13 protein-coding genes are annotated in these 12,508 nt (G+C 59.2%); 7 read left to right on the forward strand and 6 right to left on the reverse strand.

The genetic code is table 11. The features are described from left to right. Positions 1-41: 41 nt before the first annotated feature. On the reverse strand, positions 42-2,216 hold the full coding sequence (gene pheT, locus RBB77_RS00100; RefSeq protein ID WP_353064153.1) for a phenylalanine--tRNA ligase subunit beta: 2,175 nt from the start codon (positions 2,214-2,216) through the stop codon (positions 42-44). A 195-nt stretch (positions 2,217-2,411) separates the two neighbouring features. Here pheT and RBB77_RS00105 point away from each other — a divergent pair, with 195 nt between their 5' ends. From RBB77_RS00105 to RBB77_RS00130, 6 genes are all read left to right on the forward strand, one after another. Continuing rightward, the gene (locus RBB77_RS00105) at positions 2,412-2,834 is read left to right on the forward strand and encodes a hypothetical protein (protein ID WP_353064154.1); all 423 of its coding nucleotides are present in this window, start codon (positions 2,412-2,414) and stop codon (positions 2,832-2,834) included. A gap of 1 nt (position 2,835) precedes the next feature. Continuing rightward, positions 2,836-3,099: a hypothetical protein gene (locus tag RBB77_RS00110; RefSeq protein WP_353064155.1), complete on the forward strand. Its 264-nt coding sequence runs from the start codon at positions 2,836-2,838 to the stop codon at positions 3,097-3,099. A gap of 143 nt (positions 3,100-3,242) precedes the next feature. After that, entirely contained in the window at positions 3,243-4,169 is a 927-nt protein-coding gene (locus RBB77_RS00115; protein WP_353064156.1) for an alpha/beta hydrolase, read from the forward strand. Positions 4,170-4,266: 97 nt separating this feature from the next. After that, on the forward strand, positions 4,267-4,755 hold the full coding sequence (locus tag RBB77_RS00120; RefSeq protein WP_353064157.1) for a nuclear transport factor 2 family protein: 489 nt from the start codon (positions 4,267-4,269) through the stop codon (positions 4,753-4,755). A gap of 96 nt (positions 4,756-4,851) precedes the next feature. Further along, a complete protein-coding gene (locus tag RBB77_RS00125; RefSeq protein WP_353064158.1) occupies positions 4,852-5,208 on the forward strand; it encodes a phage holin family protein in 357 nt (118 codons plus the stop codon). A gap of 23 nt (positions 5,209-5,231) precedes the next feature. Continuing rightward, positions 5,232-5,990: a hypothetical protein gene (locus tag RBB77_RS00130; protein ID WP_353064159.1), complete on the forward strand. Its 759-nt coding sequence runs from the start codon at positions 5,232-5,234 to the stop codon at positions 5,988-5,990. Positions 5,991-6,182: 192 nt separating this feature from the next. On the opposite strand, the gene RBB77_RS00135 is transcribed toward RBB77_RS00130, so the two are convergent. Further along, positions 6,183-7,148, reverse strand: coding sequence for a phytanoyl-CoA dioxygenase family protein (locus tag RBB77_RS00135; protein ID WP_353064160.1), 966 nt, complete (start codon positions 7,146-7,148; stop codon positions 6,183-6,185). 309 nt (positions 7,149-7,457) lie between these two features. On the opposite strand from RBB77_RS00135, the gene RBB77_RS00140 reads away from it, so the two are divergent. Beyond that, positions 7,458-8,360 (forward strand): AraC family transcriptional regulator, encoded by a 903-nt coding sequence (locus RBB77_RS00140; RefSeq protein WP_353064161.1) that lies wholly within the window; start codon positions 7,458-7,460, stop codon positions 8,358-8,360. Between the two features lie 20 nt (positions 8,361-8,380). Here the strand turns inward: RBB77_RS00140 and pheS are convergent, their stop codons facing one another. The 4 genes from pheS to RBB77_RS00160 form a co-directional block, all read right to left on the reverse strand. After that, positions 8,381-9,484 carry a phenylalanine--tRNA ligase subunit alpha gene (gene pheS / locus RBB77_RS00145; RefSeq protein WP_353064162.1) on the reverse strand — a complete coding sequence of 368 codons (1,104 nt, stop codon included), beginning with the start codon at positions 9,482-9,484 and terminating at the stop codon, positions 8,381-8,383. Positions 9,485-9,622: 138 nt separating this feature from the next. After that, entirely contained in the window at positions 9,623-10,039 is a 417-nt protein-coding gene (locus tag RBB77_RS00150) for a CRISPR-associated protein Cas5 (RefSeq protein WP_353064163.1), read from the reverse strand. Between the two features lie 162 nt (positions 10,040-10,201). Continuing rightward, positions 10,202-10,798 (reverse strand): peroxiredoxin family protein, encoded by a 597-nt coding sequence (locus tag RBB77_RS00155; RefSeq protein ID WP_353064164.1) that lies wholly within the window; start codon positions 10,796-10,798, stop codon positions 10,202-10,204. An 81-nt stretch (positions 10,799-10,879) separates the two neighbouring features. Continuing rightward, positions 10,880-12,370 carry a UbiA family prenyltransferase gene (locus tag RBB77_RS00160; RefSeq protein ID WP_353064165.1) on the reverse strand — a complete coding sequence of 497 codons (1,491 nt, stop codon included), beginning with the start codon at positions 12,368-12,370 and terminating at the stop codon, positions 10,880-10,882. Positions 12,371-12,508 lie beyond the last annotated feature (138 nt).

Here is a 12,508-nt window from a genome sequence, read left to right on the forward strand (position 1 = left end):
GATGTTTTCGATCGCCAAAAAATACGCCACTGTTTTGAGAATTATTTTGAGGCTTCGTTTGCGCCGTCGCGAATGGTGCCGCCGAGTGCGGTGAGGGTGGCGATGATGCGGGACCACCAGTCGGTGAGCTCTTCGTCGCGGAGGGTGCGGTCGTTGGATTGGAAGACGGTGCGGAGGAGGAGCGAGTAGACACCGGGAAATTTCTTCTGGTCGCGAAAGACTTCGACGGGCTTGAGGCTTTGGAGTTCGGGGATCGCTAGTGCGTGGATGGCGGAGGAGACCGCTTGCCACTGAGTGGCGTCGGGGAAGACGAAGGAGAAGTCGCGCTCGACGGCCTGGTAGCGGGAGAGATCGTGGGCGGTGATCTTCCTGAGGGGGAGCTCGTAGAGGACGGCGAGGTCGAGTTGCGCGAGGTAGACGGGTTGGCGGAGTTTGCGGGCCTCTTTTTGCGTCTGGGTGAGTTCGCCGAAGTGGGCGATGGGTTGGTTGTTCAAGAGCGCTGTTGCGCTGCGGCCGGGTTGTAGCCAGGCTGGGGCTTCGGGGGTGAAGGTGAGTGCGTTGGGGCCGCCGGGCAGGGCGAAGAGGGTGAGGAGAGACTCGATGGCGCCCTTGAGCTCGAAGAAGGGAGCGTCTTCGGCGGAGTAGAGGTTGGAGTATTTTGCGGCGGCGGTGGTGAGGCCGAGGGAGAGTTGCGGGGTCTCGTGGACGTCGGAGATGAAGGTGCCGTCGGGGGGGATGGTGCCGGTGAAGATCTGGCCTTGTTCGAAGAGGCGTACTTCGCGGACGTCTCGGTTGAGGTTGTGCGCGAGCATGGTGACCATGCCGGGGATGAGCGAGGGGCGCAGGAGAGAAGCCTCTTCGGAGAGTGGATTCTCCATGGGGACGGTTCCCTTCCCCTGAGTCTTGGTTTCGTTGCTCTGAGGGTAGAAGAGATCGGAGTCGGGTTGGCCAGCGAAGGTGCTGGAGACGGATTCGCTGAAGCCGAGGGCGAGGAGACGACTGCGGACGGCGGCTTCTTTCGCTTGCGTGGGTTGCGTGATGACGATGCCCGGGGCGGGGAGGGTGTTGGCGAAGCGGTTGTAGCCGTAGACGCGGGCGACTTCTTCGATGAGGTCGATCTCGCGTTCGAGGTCGAGACGCCAGGATGGGAGCTTGGTTGCGTAGACGGCTTGATCCTGACGGAGGCCGTGGAGGAGGAGTTCGCAGCCTAGCGAAGTTAAGTACTGGGCGACGATCTCGGAGGTGATGCCGGCGGGGTCGAGGGTGGTGCCGAGGTGGCGTTTGACCTGGGCGACGGAGAGTTCGATGGGAGGACGCGAGGCGGTGCGGGCTTCTACGTCTGGATCGATGAGGTCGATGAGTTCGCCTTCGAGTTTGCCTCCATGCTGGAGGATGATTTGCGCGACGAGGGCGTTGGCCACCGGGGCAGTGTTGAAGTCGGCGCCGCGCTCGAAGCGGTGGGAGGCGTCGGTGTGTAGGCCGTGGCGGCGGGAGGAGCGGCGGACGCTGGCGGCGTCGAACCATGCGGCTTCGATGAGGATGTTTTTGGTTTCGGGGGTGATCATGGAGTCCCAACCACCCATGACTCCGGCTAGTGCGAGGGCGTTCTTTTCGTCGGCTACGACGAGGTCGTCGGCTTCGAGGGTGCGGTCGGTGCCGTCGAGGAGTTTTAACTTTTCTCCTTTGTGGGCGAGGCGGACGACGATGCCGCCTTCGATCTTGTCGAGGTCGAAGGCGTGGGTGGGATGGCCCATGCCGTGGAGAACGAAGTTGCTTGCGTCGACGGCGTTGGAGATTTGTTTTTGGCTGAGGAGGGTGAAGTACTCTGCGACTTTGCCTGTGCTGGGGGCGATGGTTACGTTGCGGACTACTTGCGCGGTGAAGCGGCCGCAGAGGCCTTTGGCTTCGGGGGCGATGCGGACGGGGAAGGGCTCGTCGACGAGACTGCCGATGGGGAGCTTGGTGTTGAGGGGCGCGAGGGGCAGGTTGTAGATGGTGGCGGCCTCGCGGGCGATGCCGTAGTGGTTCATGGCGTCGACGCGGTTGGTGGTGATGTCCATCTCGTAGAGGTGGCCGTTGGCTTTTCCATTCGTGGCGCCGAGCGCGTGGATGCCTTCTACGGCGATGCCGCGGAGAGTGAGATCTTCGGCGAGCTTGTGATCATCGACCGGGATGTTGGGGACGTAGGTGCGCAGCCAAGCGGTGAGAATATTCATGATGGACGGCTTCTAGTCTAAATGTTTTGACCCCTCACCTATTGAGCACAGAGAAACGTTCTCATGCTTTGATTTTCTGCTAACGGCTCATGCTGCCGAGTTTGGAGCAAACCGAAGAAAAACCATGCTGCCAGTGAGAAGAGACGGACAAAAAAAACTCCTGTTTTGGGTCCGAGTGGGAGCACAATGACGGGTATGAGAACACTCACGCTAAGCACGCTGCCGTGGAAGCGACTGCTGGTGTGGGGGATCTTTGGGTTTTCGTTTGCGATGATTCCACTCGTCTTTGCACTAACCGGGGATGACTTGCACCAAACGTCGGCCGGGTTTCGTGAGGTGGTCGACCGAGGGGATGTTTATTTGATCTGTGTGGCACTTGTTGGGGACAGTCTCGGACGGTTCGTGATGATACGCAAGAAGGCGATTGTGGACATACTGGGGGTTGGGTTTGCGATCGCGTACACAGTGATGGTTTCGTTCGAGTTCGGGGTTATCAGCACGATGATCCATGGTGAACCGGTGAAGATTCCTGAGGGCGTGATTCCGATGCACAGCTTTTACTACGGGATTGCAGTATTCATTCTTGGGTGCGGGGCCGTAATAAGGACGGCGGACTGAGATGGCGTGGATCGATTTCAAGTCGGGGTTCGCGCTGGTGGGGTCGCTGATTGTGCTGGCGGGAAGCCTTGATTCGCGAATGAGAAGACGGAAGGACAAGCCTGAGGAACCAGGGGATCCGGGAGAGAAGGAGAAGCCTGGGACGCCCCGTGACTATGACAAGCCCCAAGTCGCATCGGCTCCAACGGCTGCGGATATGGTGACAGGGCGTGATATTGCTGTCTCAAAGACCATGGAAATATCGCATACTCGGAATCTCGAGTAAATCTTGACTGGTCGTTTGCCTGATCAGATCTTCTTCTTGAAAAAACTACTTTGTTCACGCGATCAGACACTTCGCGTCTAGTGATGGCTTGCTTGAAGTTAGGTATCCGGTGATGATGGCTGGGTGACTATGGAGAACCGCGAATGCGTGGAGCTTTGATTGTTGGGATGTTGCTGGTTGGTTGTGCGGTGGCTGAGGCGCAGAGCTCGGGTTGGCCGGCGGGGCCGGAGCATGCGGTGGTGACGCTTTGGCCGAAGGGGGCTCCGGGGGTGAATACGACGACCGGCCCGGAGGCGGATACAACGACCGCGGCGAGCGAGAAGATTGCGGGGCGGCCGCTGGTGCGGCTGGGGAATGTTTCGGTGCCGACGATTACGGTGTATGAGCCGAAGGTCGTGGGGAATGGGGCCGCGGTGGTGGTGTTTCCGGGGGGCGCGTACAGGATTCTGGCGATGGATCTTGAAGGCACAGAGGTTTGCGATTGGCTGACGGCGCGGGGAGTTGCTTGTTTTCTGTTGAAGTATCGGGTGCCAGAGACGGGGCCTTATCCGAAATCTGATGAGGGGTTGCAAGATGCGCAGAGAGCCGTGGGGATGGTGCGGGCGAGGGCGGCGGAGTGGAAGATCGAGCCGAACAAGGTGGGCGTGCTGGGGTTTTCGGCGGGTGCGCATCTGGCAGCGGCGGTGAGTACGCACTATGCGACGCGGCTTTATCCACGGGTGGATGCGGCGGATGAGGTGAGTTGCAGGCCGGACTTTGCGGTAGTGATGTATCCGGGGTATCTGGCGATTGCGGAAAAGGGGATGGCGTTCAGTCCAGATATTCCGGTGACGAAGGAGACGCCGCCTACGTTTCTGGTGCAGGCGGAGGACGACGCTACAGCGCATGTGGAGAATGCCGTGGAGTACTTTCTGGCTTTGAAGCGCGCGGGTGTGCCGACCGAGCTACACGTGTATGCCGAAGGTGGACATGGGTATGGGCTCCGACGGACGAAGCTACCCGTGACTGCGTGGCCGGATTTGGTGGATGTGTGGATGAAGACGATTGGGGTGACGGCTGGAACGCATTAGTGTCGGCGGGTGTGGTTTCTCCTGACTGAGACGAACATTCTGTTTGCGTGTTGCGTACTGCGGTGAGTGTTCCGAATTCATTCGAGGAGAAGCGGCGATGAGGAAGTTTTCTGTCTTGCTGATGGTGGTTGTGTTGAGTGGCGTGTGTGCGCGGGGTCGGGCGCAGGCGGTTCCGGCGCTTGGGGATATCAAAAGTCAGGAGGAGTTGACGAAGGCGATTACGACGCTCGATAAGGAGCTGTTCGATGCGTATAACAACTGCGATATCGACAAGCTGGGGACGCTGGTGGTGGACGATCTGGAGTTCTATCACGACAAGACGGGGCTGGCGGTGGGCAGGCAGGTGTTTCTGGATGCGATCAAAAATAATATCTGCGGGAAGGTGACGCGGAAGCTGGTGGATGGGTCGCTGGAGGTGTATCCGCTGAAGGGTTATGGGGCGGTGGAGCTTGGCGTGCATCGGTTTTATCATCCGGGGATGCCGGGGAATGTGGGCGAGGCGAAGTTTATTACCCTGTGGCAGTACAAGGATGGAGCGTGGAAGGTTTCGCGGGTGATCAGCTACGACCATGAAGCGGCGAAGTGATGCGGAATTTGTGGCGGAGTCGGGTGGGGTCGGATATGCTGGTCGCTACTCTGGATACAAAATTCTGCTGGACATTTTTCTAAATGAGGATGGACGATGCTTCGTTTACTTCTGCACTGGATTCTGAACGCGGTGGCTTTGCTGGTGGTGGCACATTTTGTTCAGGGCTTTGATGTAAGTAACTTTGTTTCGGCGTTGATTGCGGTGGTGGTGATTGGATTGTTCAACGCTACGCTGGGGCTGCTTTTGAAGATCATTACGTTGCCGTTGGGGATTCTGACGTTTGGCATTTTCTTTCTGGTGATCAATGCGGTGATTCTGTGGTTTTCGAGCAAATTTGTTCCGGGGTTCGCTGTGACCACGTTCAAAGCGGCGTTTCTTGGGGCGCTGGCGCTGGCGGTGGTGCATCTGCTGTTTGGACTTTTTGGGTCGGCGATGAAGAAGCGGGTTTAGGTCTCTAATGACTGTGGAGTCGCGTGAGGAATCCTTTGAACAATCCATTTGTGGTATTTGTCGCTGCATTTTTCCTATTGTGGCTGGCAGCCTGGGTGGGTGGGCGACTGGGCCAGCGGCGGCGTGACTTTACCGAAGCGGTTCGGACGGACTTCGGGGTGGTTCTTGCGGCTACGCTGACGCTGCTGGGGTTGATTATCGGCTTCAGCTTTTCGATGGCTACTGCGCGGTACGACCTGCGTAAGTCGTACGAAGAGGCTGAGGCGAATGCGATTGGGACTGAGTATGTGCGGGCCGATTTGTTGCCAGCGGCGGAGGGAGCGCAGGTGCGTTCGCTGCTGAAGCAATATACGGATCTGCGAATACGGTTTTATAAGACGCAAGACGGTGGGGATCTTCGGCAGATTAATTCGGAGACGGCGCGGTTGCAGAATGAGCTTTGGGCTGCGGCTTCAAAGCCGGCGAATGCGCAGCCTTCGCCGGTGATTGCGCTGGCGGTAGGCGGTATGAACGATGTGCTGAACTCGCAGGGGTATACGCAGGCGGCGTGGTGGAACCGAATTCCAACGGGGGCTTGGTGCCTGATGTTTGCGATTGCGATTTTTTGCAATGCGCTGCTGGGCTATGGAGCTCGGCAGATGGAGCCGAAGTTATTTATGGTGCTTCCGGTGGTGGTGGCGGTGGCGTTCTTTTTGATCGCGGATATTGATAGTCCGCGGGGTGGGGTGATCCGGGTGCAGCCGCAGAATCTGATTAGTTTGCGGGCTGGGTTGGGCGGGTAGAAATACAACGGCGAAAGCAGATGCGGGGTCTCTCCACTGCGCGACGGACGGTGAGGCTGTCCGCCGCTTCGGTTGGGTGACCTGTTTTCATTCTGAAAGGACGACTGCAAGAGCAACAACAACGACAAAAGCAGATCCCCTTCGGGGATGGCAACAAGAACAGCAAGGACAACGACAGTAGTACAGTGATTGCTACCAAGGGTCGACGCCCAGGAGCTTGCGGCCTAGTGGGGTTAGTTCGGCGGTTTTGTATTTGGTGCGCTCCCACTCGCGGGGGTCGCCGGGGAAGGCGAAGCCCTCGGGGGCGCGGCGTTCGCGCCAGGATTCGATGCGGCGCTGGCGGATTTCTTCGTTGCCTCCGTCGGCGGGCGTCATTGAGATGTATTGTGCGACGCGGGCTTTGTCTTCGGAGGTGTTGGGGCGAATGCCGTGGGTGAGCAGGCTGTTGAAGATGAGGAGGTCGCCGGCTTTCATGAGGACGGGCTTTAGTTCGTAGCCGGTGATGTCGGGTTTGAAGCCGTCGCGATCGGCGGGCTGGGTCTTCTTCCAGACTTCGAAGTTGCGGAAGATCTCGGGGACGCACTGGAAGCCGCCGGTGGATTCGTCGGTGTCGACGAGGGAGAGGACGCCCTGGACGTTGACGGGGAGTGGGTCGAGGGTGGTGTCGACGTCGTTGTGGATGAAGCCGGCGAAGGCGCGGCCGCTGCGGTTGGGGGTGTTGAGGTTGGCGCGGTCGATGGTAACCCAGAGACGCTCGTCGTCCCAGATGTCGACGAAGGCGTCGTAGACGCGCGGCTGCTGGCGGTTGTCCCAGAGGGTCTGGTGGTTGTAGACCTCGACCATGCCGCTGTTGTTGAGCTCCTTCATGGCGTGGTTGCGGAGTTGGGCGGCGCTCCAGGTCCCGACGTCGTTGGGGTCCATTTCCTGGAACTCCCAGAGGAAGTTGCGGGTGCGCTCGACGTTGGCGGCGGGGACGGCCTGACGGATGACGACGTAGCCGTAGGTCTGCCAGTGGTCGAAGTCGGCTTGCGAGAGGACGCGGAGGGGGAGTTTTTTCTTGATCTCGCGGAGAGGCTGGCGGGCGACTTCGATGTTGAGGCTGTTTTCGCCGGGCTTGCCGACGACGTTGTGTTCGAGGACTGCGGTATGGGTTCTCATGTTTGGTTCCGATCCTTGCGCTGATTGCTTACGAGAGAACTTTAGAGCGGGAGGGAGGGGAGTTGTTGGCTTTGGGTGCCAAATACTGGTACTGGAATCTCACTTGGGCGGGTTGGATGGCTATAATTGCGTCGGCTTTGGATTGGGAGACTCGCTGTGGCACAGCAAAGCAAAAACAGACCCCTTCGAAGATGACAACAAGAAAGGCGACTGCAAACGCAACAGCAGATCCCCTTCGGGGATGACAGCCAGAAAGACAAGAGCAACTACACCTGCACAGGTTTGTGGATGATTTTTTGAAGGGGCGGGATGAAACCGTTTCTGGAGCACATCAAGACGTCGAAGGATTCTTCGTGGGTGTTGTTTGACCGGCGGCTGCCTGCGATTCCGTTTGAGTGGCACTACAACAGCGAGTATGAGCTGACGCTGACGCTGAATAGTCGCGGGCAGAGGTTTATTGGGGACAACATCTCGCGATATGACGATGGGGATCTGGTGCTGATTGGGCCGAAGATTCCGCATACGTGGTGTTCGAGTGAGGATGTTTGTAAGGAGCGGGAGCATCAGGCGCTGGTGCTCTGGTTCAGCGATGCGTTTGTGAAGGGGATGATCGATCCGCATGTGGAGCTGAAACCGATTCGGCGGCTGCTGGAGCGGTCTTCGCGAGCGTTGACGTTTTCGGAGCCGGTGAGGGAGAAGGCGCGGGAGATTGTCTGCGCGATGGTTGAGCAGGGGCCGGGGGCTCGGCTGACTGGATTGTTGAGTGTTTTGCTGCTGCTGGCCGAGGATGCTGGGAGCGCGCCGCTGGCTTCAGAGGCTAATCAGAGTGAGAGTTTTGCGGAGGCTACTGAGGAGCGTATTGGGAGGGTGATCTCGCATCTGCATGAACACTATCGCGATGAGATGGTGGTGGAGAAGCTGGTGAGGATTGGAGCGTTGAGTCGTAGCTCGCTGCATCGGCTGTTCAAGAGGCAGACGCGGATGACGATGGGGATGTATGTGGCGCATCTGCGCGTGGGGCACGCTTGTGCTCTGCTGCTGAATAGTGAAAAGCCAATTGCTGTGATTGCGGATGAGGTGGGGTATGGGAATCTGGCGAATTTCAATCGGCAGTTTAAGGGGCTGAAAGGGCAGACGCCGCGGGAGTTTCGACGGGCGTTTCAGCGTGTCCTGCCGGACGGGCCGCCTGCGCGGCGGGCGGTCACTTCGTGACTTGTATATCTTTTTCCTGCTTAGGCGAATTGCTCTAAGAAGCGCATGTCGCCGGAGTAGAAGTGGCCTATGTCGGAGACGCCGTGGAGCATCATTGCGATGCGCTCTACTCCCATGCCGAAGGCGAAGCCGGTGATCTTCTCGGGGTTGTAGGCGTCGTCGGAGGGGTTTATTTTTCGGCGCTCGGCGGTGACTGCGGCGAAGACGGCAGGGTCGACCATGCCGCAGCCTAAGAGCTCGATCCAGCCCGAGTGTTTGCACTTGCGACAGCCTTTGCCTCCGCAGAAGATGCAGGAGATCTGGACGTCGGCGCTGGGTTCGGTGAAGGGGAAGAAGCTGGGGAAGAAGCGGGTTTTTACGTCAGAGCCGAAGAGGGCCTTCATCGCGTGATCTAAAGTTCCTTTTAGATCCGAGAAAGTGATATTGGTGTCGACGCAGAGGCCCTCGATCTGATGGAAGATGGGCGAGTGGGTGGCGTCGGCGGCGTCGTTGCGATGGACTTTGCCGGGGATGACGATGCGGATGGGTGGGGCCTGCGCGATCATCGTGCGAATTTGGACGGGGCTGGTGTGGGTGCGCATGAGGAGACGGTCGCGACTGGGGCGCGAGTGCTGGTTCGCGATGACGAGGGTGTCCTGCGTGTCGCGTGCGGGGTGGTTCGGGGGGAAGTTAAGGGCTTCGAAGTTGAAGAAGTCGGACTCGACCTGGGGGCCGAGGTTGGTGCTGTAGCCGAGATGATGGAAGACGGAGACGATCTCGTGCATGGTCTTCAAGAGCGGGTGGGGGATGCCAGGGGTGCGGAGGGTGCCGGGGAGAGTGATGTCGATTCCCTGCACTGCGGATTTTGTCGCTGTGGCTGGGGACTCGAGGGCGGCTTCGATCTGCTGCTTGAGCTGGTTGAAGCGGATGCCGAGAGCTTTTTTGGCTTCGGGGGGCGCGGATTTTAACCAGGCTTCGCTGATGAGCTTGAGGCGGCCCTGCTTGCGGCCGAGCCAGTGGAGGCGGAAGGCCTCGGGGTCGGTGAGGGATGCGGTTTCGAGACGGGCTTCTTCGGCCAGGGCGGCGAAGGCGGTGTCGAGGGAGGCGTCGTCGAAGTGCTGTAATGCTGTGATTTCTTCGGACATTTCCTATTCAGAGTAAATGAAAGGCTGACCGTAGAGTGGGTTGCGATCGAGGGACGCGACGGGATTGTTAGGAAGGATGAAGAATGGCCCTGATGCCTGGCTTTGCCTCGAGCGATCAGGGCCGTTTAGGGTGTTCCACTAGAGGCCTGACTGGTTGGATTGAACGGTGGCTGTGGGGTTTATCGGTTTGGTTGAGGCGGGTGTTGATTTTATGAGGATGGGACCGGATTTGGTCTCTTTTCGCCAGATGCGAATCATCTCAAGCGTCTCGGCCTGGGTTAGCTTGGCTAGCTTGGTGAGCGGATCGCCAGCTTTGGCGTTCATCGGACGAACGATGGTTGCCTGGTTAATCCCGGGACGAATCCTGAGAAAGACTCCGCCGACTTCTCTTTGGTTTGGAGTTGGCACCGTGGTCGCCATCCTAAGTTCGCCGTTTGGCTTCATGTTGTTGAGCGCGTATACGGCGCAGTTTCCATCTTTGAGGAGTTCACGAACCAGATCCTTTACGAGCTCGGATTGATTTGCGCTGAACTCGATACCATGCACATTGGGCATTTTGCATGCCCCCCTTTCTGACTACTGGGGCAATGCTACCGAGGGGCGCATAAGTAGTTCGTAAATGGCAACTTGGAAGCTGCTCCGGGCGAGCATGGAAAGGGTTCCAGCGGGCAGGTTCGTCCGAATCTGTTCGGAACGTTATTCCTTCTTAATTCCTTCTCAGTCCTGTTCGCCGAAGACCTTGGCGTAGGTCTTTCCGTAAGGGTAAAAGCGATGGGTTTCGCCGCGTTGCCAGGCGGCTCTGTGCTCGGCGTCGGTGATGTCCCAGTCGGGGCGGCATTTCTTTGTGACGGCGCGGAGATCCTGGCGGAGCTCTTCGAGGGTGGGGCGGCCCCAGAACCAGTAGCCGTTGTAGATCTTGAAGACGACAAGGCCTGGTTCGAGGACGATGGTGTAGGGGATCATGGGATTGTGGACGGGGTCGGTGTATTCGGCGATGTCGAGATCTTTCTGGATGTGGCGGCCGGCGTCGGAGAGAAAGGTCCAGTGGGCGCCGAGGCCGGTGCGGTATTCGTTGGTCTCGGAGATGTTGTCGGTGCTGATGGTGACGAGGCGGCTGTAGGCTACCTCCATCTCGGGGTGGAATTGGCGGAGGAGTTCGGACTGTCGGCGATCTTTCGGGCAGAAGCCTCCGCGGCTCAAGATGAGCACCATGGGGTGTTGTCCCTGGAGGTCGGAGAGTTTGCGGCGGGTTGCGGTGTGGTCGCTTAGTTCGTAGTCGGGAAAGATGGCTCCGGGGACGATATCTGCACGCATGAGAATGAGCTCCTGCTTCCATGATGCGCTTGAGAGCCTGTGGATGGAGAATTACTGGTGAGGATCGATGGACTTATGGTGTCAGAGGGCGGATAGAACGATGAGAACGACGAGGGCGCCCATGAGGAGGCTGCGGCGGTCGGTGATGGCGTAGACGACAGGGTCTTCGTCGAGTTCGCCTCGGGAGGCCTTGAGCCAGAGGTTGCTGATCCAGAGGAGAAGGAGCGGGACCAGGAGCCAGAGGCGGTTGGTGTGGTGGTAGAGCTGGGCGGCGTCGAGGTTTGAGATGTAAAGGGTGAGGACGACGACCGACGCGTAGCCGCTGGCGGTGCCGAAGCTGCGGAGTTGTTCGATGTCGGCGACGTGGTAGCCGCGACCACCGGCCTTGACGCCGCCGCGCTCGCGTAGGTTTTCCAGTTCGGCGAAGCGTTTGACGAAGGCGAGGGAGAGGAAGAAGAAGATGCTGAAGCCGGCGAGCCAGGTGGAGATGGCTACTCCGGTGGCGGCTGAACCGGCGATGATGCGGACGGTGTAGAGGCCGGAGAGGACGATGACGTCTACGAGGACGGAGCGTTTGAGACGAAGCGAATAGGCGAGGGTTGTAACGAGGTAGATGCCGAGCCAGAGGAGAAATTGATAGGGACGGAAGAGGGCATAAGACGGAGAGATGGTGGTGATGACGCGTGGGACGAGGAGGGCGAGGATAAGAGAGGCCGCGAGCAAGAGGACGACGACAGCTACCCCGGAGAGGGCGGAGAGATCTCCGGAGGCGAAGGGGCGGCGGCGCTTGCGGGGGTGCTGGCGGTCGGCTTCGAGGTCGAGGAGGTCGTTGACGATGTAGGTGGCGGAGGCGCAGAGACCGAAGCTGAGGAAGGCCAGGGCTGCTCCAGCGACCAGGCCGGGGGCCCAGGCGTGGGCGAGGAGAAGAGGCAGAAAGATGAGTGCGTTTTTGGCCCATTGGTGAAGGCGGATGGCTTTGGGCCAGGCTTTGAGAGGGGAGACGGTTTCGTCGAAGGTGCGGGCGGGGGTGACGCGGGCTTTGCGGAGGGCGGAGCGTAGGGCGGGGGTGGGGTTGGCAACCATCGGCTCCTTGCAGTTTTGGAGGAGGGCGAGGTCGGGGATAGCGTTGCCGATGTAGGAGAAGTTGTCGCCGAACTGCGACCGGAAGGCGGCGAGCTTGTTTTTGCCGGCAAGGTTGAGCTGGCCGTCGGAGGCGAGGACGCCGGTGAAGAGCCTTAGGTGGTCGGCTACGCGGTTGGCGGTGTCGGCGTCGGCGGCGGTGGCGAGATAGATGGGGCGGCCGGTGGCGTGCTGTTGCTCAAGAAACTGAAGGAGTTCGCGGTTGTAGGGCAGATGAGCGACGTCGAGTTTGACCGTTGCGGCGAGGTGACGTTTGAGGGCTGCTTTTCCCTCCAGGAGCCATGCGGGGAGTTTCAGGAGGGCTGCCGGGTGGTGGCGGGCGACGGCGAGCGCGGAGTCGTGCAGGGTGTCGGACTTGACGAGGGTGCCGTCGAGGTCGACGCAGAGCACTGGCAAGGCGGCAGTGTCGATTGCGGGGGCCGGGAGAGGCAAAAGTGTCCTTCCTTACGTCTAACCAAGATATTAGGAACAAAGTGCACTATGTTGCGTAGTTTCCAGCATGGCCGCCATGAGATGAAGGGCTTCGGTAACTAAGGTCATTATCATTTATTCTTAGATATCTGGCACCGT

The organism is Tunturibacter psychrotolerans (assembly GCF_040359615.1).
In the GTDB taxonomy this organism is placed as follows: domain Bacteria; phylum Acidobacteriota; class Terriglobia; order Terriglobales; family Acidobacteriaceae; genus Edaphobacter; species Edaphobacter psychrotolerans.

Bases quoted from the DNA above. Each gene is read 5' to 3' on its own strand.
- pheT (WP_353064153.1), bottom strand. From the start codon at position 2,216: ATGAATATTCTCACCGCTTGGCTGCGCACCTACGTCCCCAACATCCCG.
- RBB77_RS00120 (WP_353064157.1), top strand. From the start codon at position 4,267: ATGAGGAAGTTTTCTGTCTTGCTGATGGTGGTTGTGTTGAGTGGCGTG.
- RBB77_RS00110 (WP_353064155.1), top strand. From the start codon at position 2,836: ATGGCGTGGATCGATTTCAAGTCGGGGTTCGCGCTGGTGGGGTCGCTG.
- RBB77_RS00135 (WP_353064160.1), bottom strand. From the start codon at position 7,148: ATGAGAACCCATACCGCAGTCCTCGAACACAACGTCGTCGGCAAGCCC.
- RBB77_RS00150 (WP_353064163.1), bottom strand. From the start codon at position 10,039: ATGCCCAATGTGCATGGTATCGAGTTCAGCGCAAATCAATCCGAGCTC.
- pheS (WP_353064162.1), bottom strand. From the start codon at position 9,484: ATGTCCGAAGAAATCACAGCATTACAGCACTTCGACGACGCCTCCCTC.
- RBB77_RS00155 (WP_353064164.1), bottom strand. From the start codon at position 10,798: ATGCGTGCAGATATCGTCCCCGGAGCCATCTTTCCCGACTACGAACTA.
- RBB77_RS00115 (WP_353064156.1), top strand. From the start codon at position 3,243: ATGCGTGGAGCTTTGATTGTTGGGATGTTGCTGGTTGGTTGTGCGGTG.
- RBB77_RS00125 (WP_353064158.1), top strand. From the start codon at position 4,852: ATGCTTCGTTTACTTCTGCACTGGATTCTGAACGCGGTGGCTTTGCTG.
- RBB77_RS00140 (WP_353064161.1), top strand. From the start codon at position 7,458: ATGAAACCGTTTCTGGAGCACATCAAGACGTCGAAGGATTCTTCGTGG.
- RBB77_RS00105 (WP_353064154.1), top strand. From the start codon at position 2,412: ATGAGAACACTCACGCTAAGCACGCTGCCGTGGAAGCGACTGCTGGTG.